Source organism: Hydrogenophaga sp., from assembly GCF_035481345.1.
In the GTDB taxonomy this organism is placed as follows: domain Bacteria; phylum Pseudomonadota; class Gammaproteobacteria; order Burkholderiales; family Burkholderiaceae_C; genus Hydrogenophaga.
Genome location: NZ_DATIGV010000094.1, coordinates 18,197 through 37,584 on the forward strand (window position 1 = coordinate 18,197; position 19,388 = coordinate 37,584).

Here is a 19,388-nt window from a genome sequence, read left to right on the forward strand (position 1 = left end):
TGGCGATGCGAACAGGTTATGAACGCCGCGCGACGGTGGCGTGACGATCCGGCGACGGCACCGTGACGAACCCACGGTTCGGACCGCGCGGTGCTTCTGTCTTGCTCCCGTCATATCCGCCCTTCTATAATTCAAAGATTGTCGAAATATGGAAACATTCCACCAGGAGCCCTCCATGGACGAACCCGATGCCATCGCTGCGCTGGCCGCCCTGGCCCAGTCCACGCGCCTGCGCGCCTTTCGCGCGCTGGTGCAGGCCGGGCCCGAGGGCCTGACGCCCACCGGCCTCGCCGAGCAACTCGAGGCGAGCGCAACCACGCTGTCCTTCCACCTGAAGGAGCTGCACCGCGCCGGCCTCATCTCGCAAGAGCGCGACGGCCGCCACCTCATCTACCGGGCGGATTTCGCGCGCATGAACGGCCTGCTGGGTTACCTCACCGAGCACTGCTGCGAAGGCCAGCCTTGCGAACTCACCTCACCCGGCACCTGCACCACGTGCTGAAAGGATCACCATGGAAACGCGACCCTACAACGTCCTCTTCGTCTGCACGGGCAATTCCGCCCGCAGCCTGATGGCAGAGGCGGTGCTCAATCAGCTCGGCGGCCGGCGCTTTCGCGCCTTCAGCGCGGGCAGCCAACCCGCCGGACAACCCCACCCGCTGGCACTGGAGCTGCTGCAGCGCCATCGCTACGACACTTCCACGCTGCGCAGCAAGAGCTGGGACGAGTTCGCGCTGCCCGGCGCGCCGGTGATGGATTTCGTGCTCACCGTGTGCGACTCGGCCGCGGGCGAAACCTGCCCCGTGTGGCCCGGCCAGCCCATGTCGGCTCACTGGGGCGTGGAAGACCCGGCCGCCGTGACCGGCAGCGAGGCGCGCCGCCGCCAGGCCTTCAACGATGCCTTCCTCGTGCTGACCCGGCGCATCACGATCCTCCTGTCCTTGCCGCTGGGCAAGCTGGACACACTGTCGCTGCAGAAGGAATTGCGCCACATCGGTCTGACGGGCAATTCCGCCCCGGCAACGGAAGGGGCTGCCTGATGGGCCTGTTCGAACGCTGGCTCAGCTTGTGGGTCGCCTTGGCCATCGCCGCCGGCGTGGCACTGGGCACCGGCGCGCCATCGGCTTTCGCGCAGGTGGCCGCGCTGGAATTCGCGCACGTCAACCTCGTGGTGGCCGTGCTCATCTGGGTGATGATCTACCCGATGATGGTGCAGGTGGACTGGGGCGCCGTGCGCGAGGTGGGCCGCCGCCCGCAGGGCCTGGCGCTCACCCTGGTCATCAACTGGCTGGTCAAGCCCTTCACCATGGCCGCGCTGGGCGTGCTGTTCTTCCAGCACCTGTTCGCGCCCTGGGTGGACCCGGCCTCGGCCAGCGAGTACATCGCCGGCATGATCCTGCTCGGCGTGGCGCCGTGCACCGCCATGGTCTTCGTGTGGAGCCAACTGGTACGGGGCGACCCGAACTACACGCTCGTTCAGGTGTCGGTGAACGACCTGATCATGGTCGTGGCCTTCGCGCCCATCGCGGCTTTCCTGTTGGGTGTGACCGACGTGACGGTGCCCTGGTCCACGCTGCTGCTGTCCACCGTCCTGTACGTGGTGTTGCCGCTGGCGGCGGGCGTGGCAACCCGCACGCACCTGCTGCAGCGCGGGCCCGAGGCACTGGCCGCGCTGGTGGCAAGGCTCAAGCCCTGGTCCATCGCCGGGCTGCTGGGCACGGTGGTGCTGCTGTTCGCCTTCCAGGCCGACACCATCCTCGCGCAGCCCCTGGTCATCGCGCTGATCGCGGTGCCGCTGCTGATCCAGACCTACGGCATCTTCTTCCTGGGCTGGTGGGGCGCGCGCTGGCTGAAGCTGCCGCACGACGTGGCCGGCCCGGCCTGCCTGATCGGCACCTCCAACTTCTTCGAACTGGCCGTGGCCGTGGCCATCTCGCTGTTCGGCCTGCACTCCGGCGCGGCCCTGGCCACGGTGGTGGGCGTGCTGGTGGAAGTGCCGGTGATGCTGTCGCTGGTCGCGATGGTGAACCGCTGGCGCCCCGCCGAGCTTTCGCCCGAATGACGCAAACCATGAACGACGACTACCTGATCTACCACAACCCCGGTTGCGGGACCTCGCGCAACGTGCTGGCGCTGATGCGCCACTGCGGCGTGCAGCCGCGTGTGATCGAGTACCTCAAGACCCCGCCTTCACGCGACGAATTGCGCCGCCTGCTGACCGACATGGGCCTGGGCGTGCGCGACATCCTGCGCGAGCGCGGCACGCCGTATGCCGAGCTGGGCCTGGACCAGCCCCACTGGAGCGATGAGCAACTGCTCGACTTCATCGAGGCCCACCCCATCCTGATGAACCGCCCCATCGTGGTAACGCCCCGGGGCACGCGCCTGTGCCGGCCTTCGGAAATGGTGCTCGATCTGCTGCCCGAGCCACCGATGCGGCCCTTTGCCAAGGAAGATGGCGAAATGGTGCTCAACGCGCAGGGTCGACGTGTCCGTTGAGAACCTGCCCGTGTCCCTCCCCGCGCTGCAACCCGGCCTGCTGCACCCGATCGACCGCGAGCGCCTGTTCCCGCCCACCCGCTCGGTGCACGCGCCGCGCATCCTGCTGCTCTACGGCTCGGTGCGCCCACGCTCCTTCAGCCGCCTGGTGACGCTGGAGGCCGAGCGGGTGCTGCGCGCCCTGGGCGCCGACACACGGGTCTTCCACCCTAACGGCCTGCCGCTGCCCGACGACGCGCCCGAGTCGCACCCCAAGGTGGCCGAGCTGCGCGAAGCGGTGCAATGGGCCGAGGGCATGGTCTGGTGCTCGCCCGAGCGCCATGGCGCCATGACCGCCATCATGAAAGCGCAGATCGACTGGATTCCGCTGGCCCTGGGCGCGGTGCGCCCCACGCAGGGCAAGACGCTGGCCGTCATGCAGGTCAGCGGCGGCTCGCAGTCGTTCAACGCCGTCAACCAGATGCGCGTGCTGGGGCGCTGGATGCGCATGCTCACCATCCCGAACCAGTCCTCGGTGGCCAAGGCGTACCAGGAGTTCGGCGACGACGACCGCATGAAGCCCTCGGCCTACTACGACCGCGTGGTGGACGTGATGGAGGAGCTGTTCAAGTTCACCCTGCTGACACGCGACGTGTCGCCCTACCTGGTGGACCGCTACAGCGAACGCAAGGAATCGGCCGAAGCGCTGTCGCGGCGCATGAACCTGTCGCGCAGCGTGTAGCGCTCAGTACAGCGTCTCCACCGCCGCATTGAACCGGTACCCCGCCCCGCGCTCGGTGACGATCAGCGTGGGCTTGCCGTGGTCGGCCTCGATCTTGCGGCGCAGGCGCAGCACCTGCACGTCGATGGCGCGGTCGTAGACCTCGGCGCTGTGCAGGCGCGAAAGTTCGAGCAACTGGTCTCGGCTGAGCACGCGCTGCGGCGCGCCGCAGAAGGCCATGAGCAGGCTGAACTCGTGGTTGCCCAGTTCCACCTTGCGGCCATCGGGTGCGGTGAGGCGGCGCGTGCGCAGGTTCAGCTCCCAGCCGGCGAAGCGGAAGGCGCGGCGCCGGTCATCGCGCGGGGCTTCGTCCGGCGCGCGCAACGCGGCCACCCGCGACTGGTAGCGGCGCAGCACGGCGCGGATGCGCGCGAGCAGCTCGCGCGGGCTGAAGGGCTTGGTCACGTAGTCGTCGGCGCCGAGCTCCAGGCCCATCACTCGGTCGGCCTCCTCGGCGCGGCCGGTGAGCAGGATCACCGGCACCGGCGCGCGTTCGCGCAACTGGCGCGCCAGGGCCAGGCCGTCCTCGCCGGGCAGGCGCAGGTCGAGCACCACGAGGTCGATGGCTTCCTGGTCGAACACCTCGAACAGGCGCCGGCCGCTGTCCACGGCGGTGACGCGCATGTCGGCCTCGCCCAGGTAGCCCAGCAGCAGCTCGCGCAGCGCGGGGTCGTCGTCCACCACCAGGATGTGCGGCGGGTGGGCGGGGGCCTGCGGATCGTCGGTCATCGGCAAAGGGTGCGGTGGCGGATCGTGCGGCGCGTGCCTGCATCCGCTATGGTCGATGGTAGCGCCCGAGCCACGATATGAGCCCCGCACGGCCGCCCGAAGGGGTTCGCACCGCAGCGCGCTGCGCGAAGGTTTCCAAGTGTTCCCCGACCATTCCACCACCCCGATCAGCGAACTCTCGCTCGACGACGGCGGCGCCAGCGCCGCGCGCGCGCCGCGCTGGCGCGAACTGCTGCTCGATCGCGCGGTGATCCTGCCGCTGCTGATCGCCGCCTGCCTGGTGGCCGGCCTGGGCGTGGGCCTGGCCACGCTGCGCCAGCAGCTGCTGGACAGCGAGGAGCGCATGCTCGCGGCCCTCTCCAGCGCCCTGGCCGACCAGGCCGACAGCGCGCTGGCCGCCGCCCAGACCGCGATGCAGGCCACGGCCGAGGAGATCGCGGGCGGCGCCTGGACGCCCGACACCGCCGTGGCCGGCGCGGTGCTGCGCGCGCGCGCCGCTGCGCTGCCGGCCGCGCGCCAGATGCTGCTGCTCGACGCCCGCGCCCGCGTGCTGCAGGCCGCCGACGCCTCGCTGGTCGAGCCCGCGCATGGCCGCGCCGACTACTTCCACAGCGCGGCGGGCGCCGCCCCGGGCTCGGCCCACATTGGCGCGCCCGCCACCTGGCCCGGGCACCGCACGCCCTGGATCCCGCTGTCCATGCCCTGGTACTCGCCCGATGGCCGCCACCACGGCGTGATCGTCGTGGCGGCCGACACGGCCCTGTTGCTGGGCGGCTTCGACCGGCGACGGCCCGCGCCCGACGCGCGCCTGCGCGTGCTGCGCACCGACGGCACGCCGCTGCTCGAGTCCGAGCCCTCCAGCGGCTGGCCCGAGCGCGCCGGCACGCTGCGCCCGCCCACCGGCGTGGCCGCGTGGACGCAGATCGTGGACGCGCCCGGCGACGATGGCCAGACGCACGGCCTGCTGCTGGCCGGCCACGCCATGCAGCGCGCGCCGCTGGCGGTGGTGCTCTCGCGCGACACGCACGTGGTGCTGGCCGACTGGCGCCTGCAGGCCTGGCTGGTGGGCGGCTTCGCGCTGGCCGCGCTGCTGGTCACCACCGTGCTGAGCCTGCGCCACGCGCGCGAGCAGCGCTGGCGCGAGCACAGCCAGCGCGACCTGCAGCGCCAGCGCGAGCGCGCCGCGCGCGCCTTCGCCGCCGCGCGCGAGGGCCTGTGGGAATGGGACCCGGTGAGCGAGCGCCACTACCTCTCGCCGCGCATGCGCGAACTGCTGGGCTTCGACGCCAGCGCCAGCGCGCCGCCGGCCACGCACGCCCTGTCCTGGCCCGAGCGCGTGAGCGAGGACGACCGCCGCCGCCTGCGCGAGGCGATCGACGCCCACGTGCGCGAGCGCACGCGCGACTTCTCCGTCACCCTGCGCGTGACGCCGCCCGGCGAACCGCCGCGCCACGTGCGCCTGCGCGGCCAGGGCCTGCGCGACGCGCAAGGGGCTTTGCTGCTGCTTGCCGGCACGGCCTACGACGTGTCGGACGAGGTGGCGGTGTCGGAGGCCGCGCGCCGGCTCGACGAGCAGTTGCAGCGCGCGCGCCAGTTCGAGGCCCTGGGCGCGCTGGCCGGCGGCGTGGCGCACGACTTCAACAACGTGCTCGCGGCCATCCTGGGTTTCGGCGAACGCGCGCGCGCCCTGGCGCCCGAGGGCAGCGCCCTGGCCGGCCACGTGCAGCACATGCTCAGCGCGGGCGAACGCGGCAAGACCCTGGTGGCGCGCATGATGGCCTTCGGCCGCACCGGCCAGGGCCTGCGCCAGCCCTACCGCCCGCGCGCGCTGGTGCAGGAGGCCTGGACCCTGGCCGTGCAGGACGTGCCCGAGGGCGTGGACGCGCGGCTCGAGCTCGACGCCGAAGACCTGGAGCTGGTGGGCGACGGCGTGGCCTTCTTCGAGGCCGCGCTCAACCTCATGCGCAACGCCGCGCAGGCCGTGGGCGCACGGGGCAGGCTGCGCGCGCGCCTGTTCACCGAGGAGGTGCAGAGCCCGCGCGTGTTGTGGCAGGGCAGCCTGCGCCCGGGCCGCTGGCTGGGCCTGCTGGTCGAGGACGACGGCCCCGGCATCGAGCCGGCACACCTGCCGCACCTGCTGGAGCCCTTCTACAGCACGCGCGGCGCGCAGGGTGGCACCGGCCTGGGCCTGGCCGTGGTACACGCCGCGGTGCGCGACGCGCACGGCGCGATCGAGCTGCGCACCGCGCCCGGCGAGGGCACCGCCATCACCCTGCACCTGCCGCTGCCCGAACCCGCTGCGCACCCCGCCCCCGGCCACGACGCCGGCGCGTGGTCGGGCCAGGGCGAGGTGGTGATGGTGGTGGACGACGAGCCCGCGCTCGTGGCCTTGCTGGAGGAGCACCTGGCCGAGCGCGGCTTCGAGCCGCGCGGCTTCAGCGATGCCGAGCGGGCCTGGCACGCCTTCGAGGCCGAGCCGGCGCTGTTCGCCGCGGTGCTGAGCGACCAGGCCATGCCGCGCCTGAGCGGGCTGGAGCTGATCGAGCGCTGCCGGCGCCTGTCGCCCGGCGTCGTGGCCCTCATCGCCACGGCCTACGGTGGCACCGACTTCGGCGCGCGCGCCAGCGCCGCCGGCGTGCAGGCGGTGCTGTCCAAGCCGCTGAACTGGGCCGAACTCGACGCCGTGCTGCAGCGCCTGCTGCACGCGCCGCGCTGAAGCCGCCGCGCCAGCCCCTTCACGCCGTTCGCGGCTTCATTGCATCTGAAACATGGCGCCCGCGCGCGGTAGCCGGGCGGCAACCTGGCGCGCCGATGCTTCATCGCACGCCGGCACCGTGGCAATCCCGCCGCCGCACCGGCCCCAGCGACTGGAGTTGTCATGCAACAGAACCCCCTGCCCTCGTCGGTGACCGGCATCGATTCCCTGATCCACGCGGCCGGCCACCCCCTGCGCCCGCTCGCGTCGGGCCTGCCATCCACCAACCTCGCGCCGCTGCTCGACGACGTGCGCGACGCCATGGTCGCCATCTACTGCGACCACGACGCGCAGGCCGCACACCGGATCGAGCACGCGCGCTCGCTGCTGCGCGACCAGTCGGGCTCGTCGATGGCGGCCTGGTCCCTGCTGGAGGAAGCGGCCTTTCATCTGCGGCTGCACCACCCGTGGTCGGCGCTGTCGGCGCTGCGCCAGGCCGGTGACGCGCTGCTGATGGTGCGCCTGGATGGAGGCAGCGCATGAACACCCGCTACCTTCGCCATCGCCTGCTGCCCCTGGTGGCGGCCATGCTCGTGTCGGGCGCCGTGGGCGGCCTGACCGTGGGCTGGGGCCTCTCGCGCCACGGCGAGCCGGCCACCCCCACCGCCTTCGTGCGCACGGCGGCCCCGGTCGCGCCCCCCGGTGCCGGCCAGGTCGATTTCGCCGCCATCGCGCAGGCCAACGGCGCGGCGGTGGTCAACATCTCCGTCAGCGGCACGCGCCGCGTGGGCTTGCAGGGCGACGATCCGCGCCAGGGCATCAGCCCCTTCGGCTTTCCCTTCCCGTTCCCCGACGGTGGCGAGGCGCCGCGCCAGGACATCGTGCGCGGCCAGGGCTCGGGCTTCATCGTCGACAAGGACGGCGTGATCCTCACCAACGCGCACGTGGTCGACGGCGCCTCGCGCGTGACGGTGAAGCTGCCCGATCGGCGCGAGTTCCAGGCCCGCGTGCTCGGCACCGACCCGATGACCGACGTGGCCGTGCTCAAGATCGAGGCCAAGGACCTGCCCACCGTGCCCCTGGGTTCCGAGAAGGACCTGCGCGTGGGCGACTGGGTACTGGCCATCGGCTCGCCTTACGGCTTCGAGAACACCGCCACCGTGGGCGTCGTCAGCGCCAAGGGCCGTTCGCTGCCCGACGAGAGCTACGTGCCCTTCATCCAGACCGACGCGGCCATCAACCCCGGCAACTCGGGTGGCCCGCTGTTCAACGCCCAGGGGCAGGTCGTGGGCATCAACTCGCAGATCTTCAGCCACACCGGCGGCTACCAGGGGCTGGCCTTCTCCATCCCGATCGACGTGGCCCTGAACGTGAAGGACCAGATCGTGAAGACCGGGCAGGCGCAGCACGCCCGTCTGGGCGTGGCCGCGCAGGACGTGAACCAGCCGCTGGCCGAGTCCTTCGGCCTGGACGCACCGCGCGGCGCGCTGGTGGCGCAGGTGGAGCCCGGCAGCCCCGCCGACAAGGCCGGCCTGCGCTCGGGCGACGTGATCCTGCGCGTGGGCCAGGAGCCGGTGGAGCGCATCGCCGACCTGCCCCTGCTGGTGGGCCAGGCAAAGCCTGGCGAGCGCGTGGAGATCGGCTACTGGCGCGACGGGCGCGAGGCCAAGACCTCGGTCGAACTCGCGAGCGCGGCCGACCCGCGCACGGCCTCCGCCAAGGGCGGCGGTGCGACCGGCAGCGAGCACAAGCTCGGCCTGATGCTGCGGCCCCTGAGCGAGCCCGAGCGGCGCGCCAGCGGCGCGCGCCAGGGCCTGGTGATCGAGGACGTCACGGGCGCCGCCGAACTCGCGGGCGTGCAGGCCGGCGACCTGCTCATCGGCATCAACGGCAAGCCCGTGAACACCGTGGACCAGGTGAAGGCCGAGGCGCGCGAGGCGAAGCAGTCCATCGCGCTGCAGCTCATGCGCGACGGCGCCACGCTGTTCGTGCCGCTGCGCGTGGGCTGATCGCGGCCGGCTCGCGGGCCAGGGCGATGAAGCCCTTGAGGTAGTCGATGTCCAGATCCGCCTCGCGCACGCCGAGGTGGATCTGCTTGGCGATGCCCTGGCGGCCCAGGCGCACCGGCACCACTTTCATCTTGCCCGCGTACTCCTCGGCCAGCCAGCGCGGCAGCGCCGCCACGCCGCGACCGCTGGCCACCATCTGCAACATGATGTCCGTCGTCTCGATGGTCTTGTGCTGGCGCGGCGTGATGCCCGCCGGCTGCAGGAACTGCGTGTAGACGTCGAGCCGGTCGGTGGCCACGGGGTAGGTGATCAGCACCTCGTTCGTGAGCTGCGCGGGCTTGACGTAAGCCACCTGCGCCAAGGGGTGCTTCACGCCCACCACCAGCACCTGCTCGTAGTCGAACACCGGCTCGTAGTGCAGGCCGGGCTTGAGCAGCGGGTCGGGGGTCACGAGCAGGTCGATCTCGTAGCCGAACAGCGCGCCGATGCCGCCGAACTGGAATTTCTGCTTCACGTCCACGTCCACGTCGGGCCAGCGCGCCAGGTAGGGCGACACCACCTTCAACAGCCACTGGTAGCAGGGGTGGCATTCCATGCCGATGCGCAGCGCGCCGCGCTCGCCCTGCGCGAACTGACGCACGCGCTCCTCGGCCTGGGCGAACTGCGGCAATACGCGCGTGGCCACGGCCAGCAGGTACTGGCCCGCCTGCGTCAGGCGCAGGCTGCGGCCCTCTCGGTGCCACACGTCCGTGCCCAACTGCTGCTCGAGCTTGCGCATGGTGTGGCTCAGCGCGGACTGGGTGGTGTGCAGGGCCTCGGCCGCCGCCGTCAGCGTGCCCTCGCGCTCCACCGCCTGGAGGATGGTCAGGTGCGATCGTTCGAGCATTTTCTGTCCATGAACGATTTCGATCGATTGTTGATAAATGACCATTTTACTTTCATGGATCGAATCGACACCATGCCGGCCTCGACATCCCACCGCTCAAGGCATCGCTCATGGTCACCGCACACAACCTCGGCTTCCCCCGCATCGGCGCCCAACGTGAACTGAAGTTCGCCCAGGAGGCCTACTGGAAAGGCCAGTCCACCCGCGAACAACTGCAGGCCGAGGGCGCGCGCCTGCGCCAGCGGCACTGGGCCGAGCAGGCTGGCCTGGACTTCGTGCCCGTCGGGGATTTCTCCTTCTACGACCAGGTGCTCGACATGAGCTTCACCCTGGGCCACCTGCCCGCGCGCGTGCGTGGCTTCCACGGCGATGCGCTGGACAACTACTTCCGCGTGGCGCGCGGCCGGTCCGCGCAAGGCGCGCAGGACCATGCGGCCTGCTGCGGCGGCGTGGCCGCCGGCGAGATGACCAAGTGGTTCGACACCAACTACCACTACATCGTCCCCGAGTTCGACGCCGGCACCACCTTCTCGCTCGACGCCTCGCGCCTGCTCGGGCAACTGGCCGAGGCGCGCGCCCAAGGCGTGAAGGCCAAGCCGGTCATCGTCGGCCCCGTCACCTACCTCGCGCTCGGCAAGTCCAAGGACGGCTCGGACCGGCTCGCCCTGCTGCCGGCGCTGCTGGCCGTCTACACGCAATTGCTGGACACCCTGGCCGCGCAAGGCGTGCAGTGGGTGCAGATCGACGAGCCGCTGCTGGTCACCGAACTCGACGAGGACTGGCGCCACGCCTTCAACACCGCCTACCACCAGCTCAAGACGAGCCGGGTGAAGCTGCTGCTGGCCACCTACTTCGGTCCGCTGCTGGAGAACGGCTACCTGGCCGCGAACCTGCCCGTGGCCGGCCTGCACATCGACGCCGTGCGCGGCCGCGAGGACGTGCTGCCCGTGCTCAACCTGCTGCCCGCCCACAAGGTGCTGTCGCTGGGCGTGGTCGATGGCCGCAACATCTGGAAGACCGACCTGGGCGCCGTGCTCAACTGGCTGGAGCCCGTCGCCGAGCGCCTGGGCGAGCGCCTGTGGATCGCGCCCTCCTGCTCGCTGCTGCACGTGCCCGTGGACCTCGACAGTGAACAAGCGCTCGACGCCGAACTGAAGTCCTGGCTCGCCTTCGCGGTCCAGAAGCTCGACGAGCTGCGCGTGCTCGCCACCGCGCTGCGCGAGGGCCGTGCGGCGGTGAAGGACGCGCTGGACGCCAACCGCGCCGCGCTGGCCGCGCGCCGCGCCTCGCCGCGCGTGCACCACCCGGCCGTGCAGGCAGCGGTGGCAAAGATCGGCGCCCACCTGGGTCGTCGCCAAAGCGCCTATGGTCAGCGCGCGCGCCAGCAAGCCGCCTGGCTGAAGCTGCCGCTCTACCCCACCACCACCATCGGCTCCTTCCCGCAGACGGCAGAGATCCGCCACGCGCGCAGCGAGCACAAGGCCGGCCGGCTCGACGAAGCGGGCTACCGGGCCGCGATGCAGGCCGAGATCCGGCGCAGCGTGCGCGAGCAGGAGGCCCTGGGCCTGGACGTGCTGGTGCACGGCGAGGCCGAGCGCAACGACATGGTCGAGTACTTTGGCGAGCAACTCGAGGGCTACGCCTTCAGCCAGTTCGGCTGGGTGCAGTCCTACGGCTCGCGCTGCGTGAAACCGCCCATCCTGTTCGGCGACATCCGCCGCCCGAAGGCGATGACGGTGGAGTGGATCACCTACGCGCAGTCGCTCACCGACAAACCCATGAAGGGCATGCTCACCGGCCCGGTCACCCTGCTCAACTGGTCCTTCGTGCGCGACGACCAGCCGCGCTCGGTCTCGTGCCAGCAGCTCGCGCTGGCCATCCGCGACGAGGTGCTGGATCTGGAGAAAGCCGGCGTGCGTGTGATCCAGATCGACGAGGCCGCGCTGCGCGAGGGCCTGCCGCTGCGCAAGGCGCAATGGAACGAGTACCTGGACTGGGCCGTGGCGTCCTTTCGCATCACCGCCAACGGCGTGCGCGACGAGACCCAGATCCACACCCACATGTGCTACTCGGCGTTCAACGACATCATCGGCGCCATCGCCGGCATGGACGCCGACGTGATCACCATCGAGACCTCGCGCTCCGACATGGAACTGCTCGACGCCTTCGAGAACTTCGAGTACCCCAATGAAATCGGCCCGGGCGTGTACGACATCCACTCGCCCAACATCCCCACGCAGGAACACATTCAGCGGTTGATGAAGAAGGCGGCCGAGCGCATCCCGGCGCAGCGCCTGTGGGTGAACCCGGACTGCGGCCTCAAGACCCGCCAGTGGCCCGAGGTGATCCCCGCGCTGGCGCACATGGTGGCCGCGGCCAGGGCCTTGCGCGCCGAGGTGGCTTGAACCGGATCGCGCAGGGGTTCAGGGGTACGCTTGCCGTTCGTCGGCGCGCGGGCGGGGCCGCTGGCGTCGGTGTCGATCCGGCGCTGTCCCGCCCGTCGTGGGGATGTGAGCCGCCCTGGCGGCCCATGCCTTCAACACCCTGCACAGGAGAACCCCATGCGTTTCATCGTGATGATCAAGGCCACCGCCGACAGCGAAGCGGGCGTGATGCCCACCGAGGCGGAGTTCGCCGAAATGGGCCGCTTCAATGAGGAGCTCGTGAAGGCCGGCGTGATGGTCTCGGGCGAGGGCCTGCATCCCAGTGCCAAAGGTGCCCGCGTGCACTTCTCGGGCGACCAGCGCCGCGTGATCGACGGCCCCTTCGCCGAAACCAAGGAGCTGGTCGCCGGCTTCTGGATCTGGCAGTGCGCCTCGCTGCAGGAAGCCATCGACTGGGCCAAGCGCTGCCCCAACCCCATGCGCGGCGACTCGGAGATCGAGATCCGCCGCATCTACGAGGCCGAGGACTTCGGCGAGGCGTTCACGCCCGAACTGCGTGAGATGGAAGACCGGCTGCGCGGGCAGGTGGCCGAGCAACTGAAGCGATGAGGCTGGCAGGTAGCGGCACACCGGCCGCCCGGCCCCTGCCCGGCGCGCCGGCTCAGTGGCGCTGGAAGCCCACAGGGCCCTCGATGACCTGGACATTCAGGTTAGGAAACCGGCGCACCTGCTCATCGATGCTGCTCAGCGGCCCGAGGACCCGGGGTGCAGCAATCGCCTTCCATTCGATCCCGCTCGCGTTTTGCTTGGCCAGGCAATGGGCCACGAGCCCTTCGGTATAGGGCGTGAGGAAGTGGCGTCGGATGATGGTGAGCGCCTCGTCCATGGCACCGATCAGGGGATAGGGATAGTTGCTCAGGAATTCCAGGGCGGTCATGACCGTCGAATCGTCGGGTCGGTCGCCGCGCTCAGGCGTGCAGTTCAACACGGCCGCCAGGGCCTCCAAAGGTTTTTCTGGATCAGCGATCTGGCATTCGCGCTGGGCGATCCAGAGCAGAACGTCGCCCGAACTCAGGTTCCGCGTATCGCCACCGGGTTCGAATACGGTGACCACACCCCCCGTACGCGCTTCTCCCTGCTTCGCGCGCAACGCGGCCTCCATCAAGGCAGGAACAGCGACCGCATCGGGATATTCCCGCAAGGCCTTGACGAGCACGTCAAAGCACAGCCAGGCAGAAAAAGGCGGCATGCCGATTCCCCAGAGCAGCGAATGCGCCACCAGCAGAGTGGGCAAGACCGCATACGGAACGCCCTTGCCGGTGGGGCCATGGAGCTCCTGCCACACCAGGGCCAGCAACGATTCCTGCGCCAACAAGGCATTACGCGCGTGCCGAACACCCGTGGCGGCATGCGCAAGGTCGTCCAGGCATCGGAAGCCGCTGAAGGGATAGGGTGAGCCGTCCGAAACTTCCTGCAGGATCTCCGGCAATACGGTCCAGGGCAGAGCAGCGATCTGGGGAAAGTGGCTCGGGGCCAACTTCATCAAACGAAAACCCTTGGCATGCAACAAGGTGAGCGTGCCGCCATGGAAGACCTTGTTCACCCGGTTAACTGCTTCGATGAACCTTCCGAGGGCCCGCAGTTCTTCCGGCGAGCGTGCGCTGTCGGGATGCGGCAAGGATGATGCAATGCGCTCCTGGAGGATCTTCTGTGTCTCGTCGGAGTAGCGCGACATCGACAGATCCGGACACGCCGCGGGCTCGGATTCGGGTGTCTTTTGCTGCGTGGATTTCGGCCCCTCTTCCAGCGCGGCTTGCAATGCTATCCAGACGTTGATGGACAGATGCAAGTCGGGCAACTCTCGCAAGCAGTTGTCCAGATTTCTCAGGTGGTCCTTGCACTGTGCGAGATCCAGTGAGAGGCATGCCCGGATATACGCGCCCACAACGATCATCTGTTCGCATTCGGAACAGCGGTTCAGATCGGGAAGCAGTCTCTGGAGGATGGTTTCCGTTCTTCGTGCCTGGTGGACGTGAACCCCCCCCATGGAACGCTCGACCATCACCAACTGCGCCATGACCGCCTCAAGAAAGGGCACGAAGGGTTTGCTCAGCTTGACCGCCAAGGCCTCTTCGACCAAGGACGTCAAAACCTCCAGGTCCGGCGCCTCAGGGACGCGCTCGGTCAACTCGTTCAGCCGTTCCAGGCCCGAAGGAAATGAAGAGGATTGAACGAATGCGCTGGGCGCCGGACGGGATAGCGGGGAAGGAGAGCGAGAGCGATCACGAATCATGGTGAGCGGGGTGAGTAAGGACTGACGGACAAAAGTGCCCCTTGGTCGCTCCTCCCATTCACCGCGTTGCCTCACCCCAGCCCGTCGCCTCCATTCATCACAGAAAAATCATCTGTGATACTGTACGTGCATACAGTGTCACGATGCCATGTCCTTCCCTTCGGCCGAGCCCTCGGCCCCCACCCCGCCCGCGGCGCCCTGGCCGCGCCGCGTGGCCGACGCCCTCTGGCGCGGCCATGAGATTGGCACACCGATTTCGCGAGTGCTCACTTCTGGTTGGGATTTGCTGGACCGTGAACTGCCCGGCGGCGGCTGGCCCTGCCGCTCGCTCACCGAGGTGCTGCAGGCCCGGCCCGGCGCCCACGAATGGCGCCTGCTCGCCCCCTGCCTGCCGCAACTGGCTGGCCGCTGCCTGGCCCTGGTGGGCCCGCCCTGGACGCCGCACGGCCCCGGGCTGCAGCACCTGGGATTACCGGCGCGCCAACTGATCTGGGTGCAGGCCGACAGCGAGGCCGAGCGCCTGTGGGCGAGCGAGCAGCTCATCCGCGCCAACGCCTGCGGTGCGCTGCTGGCCTGGCTGCCGCAGGCCAGCCCCGAGGCCTTGCGCCGCCTGCAGGTGAGCGCGCAAGGCAACGACGGCCTGGTGCTGTTGTTTCGCCCCCAGGCCGCGCAAGGCCAGGCCTCGCCCGCGCCGCTGCGCCTGCTGGTGCGGCACGACGCCGACTGGGCCCTGCGCGTGCGCGTGTTCAAGCGCAAAGGCCCACCGCACGAGGGCGAGTTGCTCCTGCCCTCGGTGCCCGGTGGGCTGGACGCGGTGCTCACGCCGCGCATGCGGGCGCCGGGCCGCTGGCTACCTGAATCCGAGGAGGCCGCCGATGTGGTGGGCCGCACTGCTCCTGCCCGAAGCGGACGACGCCAGCCCCAGCGCGCCTGAGGCCACGAACGCGCCGCACGCGCACGGGGTGCATGGGTCGACGGCCGCGCGCCTGATCGCGCTGGGCACCTGGGCGTTGCAGTTCACGCCCCGGGTGGCCGAGGTCGAGGGCGCCGTTCTGATGGAGCTGGAGGCCAGCCTGCGCCTGTTCGGCGGCCGCGCCGCGCTGCGCGAGCGCGTGTGCGAATCGGCGGCGGCCGAGTTCGGCGTGCAGCGCATCGGCTGGGCGCCCACCGGTCTGGCCGCGCTGGCCTTCGCGCGCGCGGGCGTCGCCGGGGTGGCGTCCCTGCGCGCACTGCCTCAGGCCCTGGACCGTTTGCCCATGGACACGCTGGGCGCCGTGGCACCGCACCGCGGCACGCTGGCGCGCCTGGGCTGCCGCACCCTGGGCGATGTGCGCCGCCTGCCGCGCGCGGGCCTGGGCCGGCGCTTCGACACCGCGCTGCTGGCGGCCTTCGACCAGGCCTACGGCCAGTGCCCCGAACCGCAGCACTGGCTGGCGCCGCCCGAGACCTTTCTCGCGCGGTTGGAGCTGATGTCGCGCGTGGAGGACGCGCCCGCGCTCATGCACGGCGCGCACCGCCTGCTGCTGCGCCTGTGCGGCTGGCTGGCCGCGCGGCACCGGGGCGTCACGGCCTTCGCGCTGCGCTGGGCGCACGACGCGATGCGCTCGCGCGCCGCGGGTGAAGGTGGCGAGCTGCTCATCCGCACGCGCACGCCCACGCGGCGCATCGAGCACCTGGCGCGCCTGCTCGCCGAGCACCTGGCGCGCACCGAGTTGCTGGCGCCGGTGGGCGACCTGGAACTGCAGGCCCTGGACACGCAGCCGCTGGCGCCGCCGAGTGGGTCGCTGCTGCCCGACGACGGCACGGCCGACGCGGCGCTGGACGAGACGCTGGAGCGCATCGCGGTGCGGCTGGGCCAGCAGCGCGTGCTGCGGCCCGTGCCGTTGGACGACCACCGGCTCGAGCACATGCAGCGCTGGCAGCCCGTGGGCGAGCCCCTGCCGCGCGCGCGGCCTGCCATCCCCGCGCCCGATCACACGCCGCAGCCGAGCTGGGTGCTGCCCCAGCCGCTGCGGCTGCCGGTGCGCGGGCACCGGCCCGTGTACCGCGGCGTGTTGCAACTGATCGCCGGGCCGCACCGCGTGGAAGGCGGCTGGTGGGACCGCGCGGGCGACGGCGTGGCGCACCGCCACGCGCAGCGCGACTACTTCGTCGCGCTCGACGAACAGGCCGGCGTGCTGTGGGTGTTCCAGGGGCGTCTGGCCGATGAAGACGGCGCCTGGTACCTGCACGGAGTGTTTGCATGAACACCCAAAGCCTACCCACCTACGCCGAGCTGCACTGTCTCAGCAACTTCTCCTTCCTGCGCGGCGCCAGCCACCCGCAGGAGCTGGTGCGCCGCGCCGCGCAACTGGGCTATGCGGCCCTGGCCATCGCCGACGAATGTTCCATGGCGGGCGTGGTGCGCGCGCACGTCGAGGCCAAGGCATGCGGCCTGCCGCTGATCGTCGGCGCGCAGTTCCGCGTGCACGACGCGCCCTTCACGCTCATCGCGCTGGCGCAGAACCGCGCGGGTTACGGCAACCTCTGCGAACTCATCACGCGCCTGCGCCGCGCCAGCCCGAAAAAGGGCGAGTACCGCCTGCACCTGGCCGACATCGAACCGGGCGCGCTGGGTGATTGCCTGCTGCTTGCCGCACCCGATCGCGGCACCGCCCTGCCGCGCCTGCTCGACATCGCGCGCTGGCTGCTCACCGGCTTCAGCGGGCGCTGCTGGTTCGCGGTGACGCTGCTGCGCCAGCTCGACGACGAGGCCTGGCTCGCGCGCCTGCGCGAGGCGGGCGAGCTCAGCGCCATCCCGCTCGTGGCCACGGGCGACGTGCTGATGCACGTTCGCTCGCGCCAGGCGCTGCAGGACGTGCTCAGCGCCACGCGCCTGGGCCAGCCGCTCACCGCCTGCGGCCGGCAACTGCAGCCCAATGCCGAGCGCCACCTGCGCTCGCGCCTGCGCCTGTCCACCACCTACCCGGCCGATCTGCTCGCCGAGTCCCTGCGCGTGGCCGGGCTCTGTGATTTCTCGCTCGACGAACTGCGCTACCAGTACCCGGCCGAGGTGGTGCCCGAGGGCCGCACGCCCACGCAGCACCTGCGCGAACTCACGGAACAGGGCGCGGCGCGGCGCTGGCCTGGCGGCACGCCCGGCAAGGTGCGCGCGCAGATCGAACACGAACTCGCCCTCATCGCCGAGCTGCGCTACGAGCACTACTTCCTCACCGTGGCCGACATCGTGCGTTTTGCGCGCGGCGAGAAGATCCTGTGCCAGGGCCGCGGCAGCGCGGCCAACTCGGTGGTGTGCTACTGCCTGGGTGTCACCGAGGTGGACCCCGCGCGCCAGACCGTGCTGTTCGAGCGCTTCCTGAGCAAGGAGCGCAACGAGCCACCCGACATCGACATCGACTTCGAGCACGAGCGCCGCGAGGAGGTGATCCAGTACCTCTACAACAAGTACGGCCGCGAGCGCGCCGCGCTGGCCGCCACCGTCATCACCTACCACCGGCGCAGCGCCATCCGCGACGTGGGCAAGGCCCTGGGCTTCGACGCCGGGGTGATCGACCGCCTCGCCAAGGAACAGCAGTGGTTCGATGGCCGCACGCCCTCGGCCGAGCGCCTGCTCGCCGTGGGCCTGCGGCCCGACGACCTGGCCGTGCGCCAGCTCATCGACCTCGTCGGCGTGCTCACGGGCGAGGCCATCGGCGAGCTGTCGGGTTTTCCGCGCCACCTCTCGCAGCACGTGGGCGGCTTCGTGCTCACGCAGGATCGGCTCACGCGCATCGTCCCGGTGGAGAACGCGGCCATGGAAGACCGCACCGTGATCGAGTGGGACAAGGACGACCTGGACGCACTGGGGCTGCTCAAGGTGGACGTGCTCGCGCTGGGCATGCTCACCGCGCTGCGCAAGGCGCTGGTCTTCATCGGCCAGTGCCTGGGCCGGCCCTTTGAATTGCAGGACATCCCCGACGGCGACGACCCCACCTACGACATGATCTGCGAGGCCGACACCGTCGGCGTGTTCCAGATCGAGAGCCGCGCGCAACAGAGCATGTTGCCGCGTCTGCGGCCGCGGGAGTTCTACGACCTGGTGATCGAGGTGGCGATCGTGCGGCCCGGGCCCATCCAGGGCGGCATGGTGCACCCGTACCTGAACCGGCGGCAGGGCAAGGAGCCGGTGACCTATGAAAAGGATGAACTCAAGCCCGCTTTGGAACGCACCCTGGGCGTGCCCGTGTTTCAGGAACAGGTGATGCAACTGGCCATGATCGCCGCCGGCTTCAGCGCGGGCGAGGCCGACGAGCTGCGCCGCGCCATGGCCGCGTGGAAGCGCAAGGGCGGTCTGCACAAGTACCACGAGCGCATCGTCAAGGGCATGACCGGCAACGGCTACTCGGTCGAGTTCGCCGAACGCATCTACCAGCAGATCCACGGCTTCTCCGACTACGGCTTCCCCGAAAGCCACGCCGCCAGCTTCGCGCTGCTGGTCTACGACTCGTGCTGGATCAAGCGCCACCACCCGGCCGCCTTTCTGGCCGCCATGCTCAACAGCCAGCCGCTGGGCTTCTACACACCCAGCCAGCTGGTGCAGGACGCGCAGCGCCACGGCGTGGTGGTGCGCGCGGTGGACGTACGCCACAGCGAGCACGACTGCACGCTGGAAGGACCGCCGCACGAACCCGCGGTGCGACTGGGCCTCAACCGCGTGAGCGGCCTGTCACGCGACGCGGCGGATCGCATCGCCGCCGCGCGCCGCGAAGCGCCCTTCAGCGACGCCGAAGACCTCGCCCAGCGCGCGGGCCTGGACCAGCGCGAGCTGCAACTGCTGGCCGCGGCCGATGCGTTGATCGGTCTCTCTGGCCACCGGCGCCAGCAGATGTGGGACGCGGCGGGCCTGCGCGCGCCGCCCGCGCTGCTGCGCCACGCGCCCGTGCACGAAGCGCCGATCGAACTGCCGCCCGCGCCCGAGGGTGAGGCCATCGTGTGGGACTACGCCGCCACGCGCCTGACGCTGCGCCGTCACCCCCTGGCCCTGCTGCGGCCGCAGTTGAGTGCGCGGCGCCTGATGACGGCCGAGGAACTCAAGGCCCTGCCCGACAAGCGCTTCGCGCGCGCCTGCGGCATCGTCACCGTGCGCCAGCAGCC

Annotated in this window: 16 protein-coding genes; 13 read left to right on the forward strand and 3 right to left on the reverse strand. The window is 70.6% G+C overall.

The window, feature by feature from the left end:
* Nucleotides 1–175 precede the first annotated feature (175 nt).
* The 5 genes from VLG41_RS10195 to arsH are packed head-to-tail and all read left to right on the forward strand — an operon-like array spanning nucleotide 176 to nucleotide 3,220.
* On the forward strand, nucleotides 176–502 hold the full coding sequence (locus VLG41_RS10195) for a metalloregulator ArsR/SmtB family transcription factor (RefSeq protein WP_325349282.1): 327 nt from the start codon (nucleotides 176–178) through the stop codon (nucleotides 500–502).
* 10 nt (nucleotides 503–512) lie between these two features.
* A complete protein-coding gene (locus tag VLG41_RS10200; protein WP_325349283.1) occupies nucleotides 513–1,040 on the forward strand; it encodes an arsenate reductase ArsC in 528 nt (175 codons plus the stop codon).
* Entirely contained in the window at nucleotides 1,040–2,062 is a 1,023-nt protein-coding gene (arsB, locus tag VLG41_RS10205) for an ACR3 family arsenite efflux transporter (RefSeq protein WP_325349284.1), read from the forward strand. Before VLG41_RS10200 ends, arsB begins: the two co-directional genes overlap by 1 nt.
* Before the next feature lie 8 nt (nucleotides 2,063–2,070).
* On the forward strand, nucleotides 2,071–2,499 hold the full coding sequence (gene arsC / locus VLG41_RS10210; RefSeq protein WP_325349285.1) for an arsenate reductase (glutaredoxin): 429 nt from the start codon (nucleotides 2,071–2,073) through the stop codon (nucleotides 2,497–2,499).
* Nucleotides 2,456–3,220, forward strand: coding sequence for an arsenical resistance protein ArsH (gene arsH / locus VLG41_RS10215; protein WP_325349286.1), 765 nt, complete (start codon nucleotides 2,456–2,458; stop codon nucleotides 3,218–3,220). The genes arsC and arsH overlap by 44 nt, the downstream gene beginning before the upstream one ends.
* Before the next feature lie 3 nt (nucleotides 3,221–3,223).
* Here arsH and VLG41_RS10220 read toward each other — a convergent pair whose 3' ends face one another.
* Nucleotides 3,224–3,988, reverse strand: coding sequence for a response regulator transcription factor (locus tag VLG41_RS10220; protein WP_325349287.1), 765 nt, complete (start codon nucleotides 3,986–3,988; stop codon nucleotides 3,224–3,226).
* A 139-nt stretch (nucleotides 3,989–4,127) separates the two neighbouring features.
* Between VLG41_RS10220 and VLG41_RS10225 the strand changes: the two genes are divergently transcribed.
* The 3 genes from VLG41_RS10225 to VLG41_RS10235 all read left to right on the forward strand — a co-directional run bounded on the left by VLG41_RS10225 (nucleotide 4,128) and on the right by VLG41_RS10235 (nucleotide 8,692).
* Nucleotides 4,128–6,704, forward strand: coding sequence for an ATP-binding protein (locus tag VLG41_RS10225; protein ID WP_325349288.1), 2,577 nt, complete (start codon nucleotides 4,128–4,130; stop codon nucleotides 6,702–6,704).
* 162 nt (nucleotides 6,705–6,866) lie between these two features.
* On the forward strand, nucleotides 6,867–7,226 hold the full coding sequence (locus VLG41_RS10230; RefSeq protein ID WP_325349289.1) for a hypothetical protein: 360 nt from the start codon (nucleotides 6,867–6,869) through the stop codon (nucleotides 7,224–7,226).
* A complete protein-coding gene (locus VLG41_RS10235; protein WP_325349290.1) occupies nucleotides 7,223–8,692 on the forward strand; it encodes a Do family serine endopeptidase in 1,470 nt (489 codons plus the stop codon). The genes VLG41_RS10230 and VLG41_RS10235 overlap by 4 nt, the downstream gene beginning before the upstream one ends.
* Here VLG41_RS10235 and VLG41_RS10240 read toward each other — a convergent pair.
* Entirely contained in the window at nucleotides 8,646–9,578 is a 933-nt protein-coding gene (locus VLG41_RS10240; RefSeq protein ID WP_325349291.1) for a LysR family transcriptional regulator, read from the reverse strand. The genes VLG41_RS10235 and VLG41_RS10240 overlap by 47 nt on opposite strands.
* Before the next feature lie 110 nt (nucleotides 9,579–9,688).
* Here VLG41_RS10240 and metE point away from each other — a divergent pair, with 110 nt between their 5' ends.
* Both metE and VLG41_RS10250 read left to right on the forward strand, forming a co-directional pair.
* A complete protein-coding gene (metE, locus tag VLG41_RS10245; RefSeq protein ID WP_325349292.1) occupies nucleotides 9,689–11,983 on the forward strand; it encodes a 5-methyltetrahydropteroyltriglutamate--homocysteine S-methyltransferase in 2,295 nt (764 codons plus the stop codon).
* Nucleotides 11,984–12,139: 156 nt separating this feature from the next.
* On the forward strand, nucleotides 12,140–12,571 hold the full coding sequence (locus VLG41_RS10250; RefSeq protein ID WP_325349293.1) for a YciI family protein: 432 nt from the start codon (nucleotides 12,140–12,142) through the stop codon (nucleotides 12,569–12,571).
* Between the two features lie 52 nt (nucleotides 12,572–12,623).
* On the opposite strand, the gene VLG41_RS10255 is transcribed toward VLG41_RS10250, so the two are convergent.
* Nucleotides 12,624–14,150 carry a hypothetical protein gene (locus tag VLG41_RS10255; RefSeq protein WP_325349294.1) on the reverse strand — a complete coding sequence of 509 codons (1,527 nt, stop codon included), beginning with the start codon at nucleotides 14,148–14,150 and terminating at the stop codon, nucleotides 12,624–12,626.
* 253 nt (nucleotides 14,151–14,403) lie between these two features.
* Between VLG41_RS10255 and imuA the strand changes: the two genes are divergently transcribed.
* From imuA to VLG41_RS10270, 3 genes are all read left to right on the forward strand, one after another.
* Nucleotides 14,404–15,189, forward strand: coding sequence for a translesion DNA synthesis-associated protein ImuA (gene imuA / locus VLG41_RS10260; protein WP_325349295.1), 786 nt, complete (start codon nucleotides 14,404–14,406; stop codon nucleotides 15,187–15,189).
* The gene (locus VLG41_RS10265) at nucleotides 15,131–16,501 is read left to right on the forward strand and encodes a DNA polymerase Y family protein (RefSeq protein WP_325349296.1); all 1,371 of its coding nucleotides are present in this window, start codon (nucleotides 15,131–15,133) and stop codon (nucleotides 16,499–16,501) included. The genes imuA and VLG41_RS10265 overlap by 59 nt, the downstream gene beginning before the upstream one ends.
* Nucleotides 16,498–19,388, forward strand: a 2,891-nt coding sequence (locus tag VLG41_RS10270; protein ID WP_325349297.1) for an error-prone DNA polymerase, incomplete at its 3' end; no start/stop codon positions are given. The genes VLG41_RS10265 and VLG41_RS10270, both read left to right, overlap by 4 nt.

Excerpts from the sequence above, each read along its gene's own strand:
- VLG41_RS10195 (WP_325349282.1), top strand. The coding sequence starts at position 176 with ATGGACGAACCCGATGCCATCGCTGCGCTGGCCGCCCTGGCCCAGTCC.
- VLG41_RS10200 (WP_325349283.1), top strand. The coding sequence starts at position 513 with ATGGAAACGCGACCCTACAACGTCCTCTTCGTCTGCACGGGCAATTCC.
- arsB (WP_325349284.1), top strand. The coding sequence starts at position 1,040 with ATGGGCCTGTTCGAACGCTGGCTCAGCTTGTGGGTCGCCTTGGCCATC.
- arsC (WP_325349285.1), top strand. The coding sequence starts at position 2,071 with ATGAACGACGACTACCTGATCTACCACAACCCCGGTTGCGGGACCTCG.
- arsH (WP_325349286.1), top strand. The coding sequence starts at position 2,456 with ATGGCGAAATGGTGCTCAACGCGCAGGGTCGACGTGTCCGTTGAGAAC.
- VLG41_RS10220 (WP_325349287.1), bottom strand. The coding sequence starts at position 3,988 with ATGACCGACGATCCGCAGGCCCCCGCCCACCCGCCGCACATCCTGGTG.
- VLG41_RS10230 (WP_325349289.1), top strand. The coding sequence starts at position 6,867 with ATGCAACAGAACCCCCTGCCCTCGTCGGTGACCGGCATCGATTCCCTG.
- VLG41_RS10235 (WP_325349290.1), top strand. The coding sequence starts at position 7,223 with ATGAACACCCGCTACCTTCGCCATCGCCTGCTGCCCCTGGTGGCGGCC.
- VLG41_RS10240 (WP_325349291.1), bottom strand. The coding sequence starts at position 9,578 with ATGCTCGAACGATCGCACCTGACCATCCTCCAGGCGGTGGAGCGCGAG.
- metE (WP_325349292.1), top strand. The coding sequence starts at position 9,689 with ATGGTCACCGCACACAACCTCGGCTTCCCCCGCATCGGCGCCCAACGT.
- VLG41_RS10250 (WP_325349293.1), top strand. The coding sequence starts at position 12,140 with ATGCGTTTCATCGTGATGATCAAGGCCACCGCCGACAGCGAAGCGGGC.
- imuA (WP_325349295.1), top strand. The coding sequence starts at position 14,404 with ATGTCCTTCCCTTCGGCCGAGCCCTCGGCCCCCACCCCGCCCGCGGCG.
- VLG41_RS10265 (WP_325349296.1), top strand. The coding sequence starts at position 15,131 with ATGTGGTGGGCCGCACTGCTCCTGCCCGAAGCGGACGACGCCAGCCCC.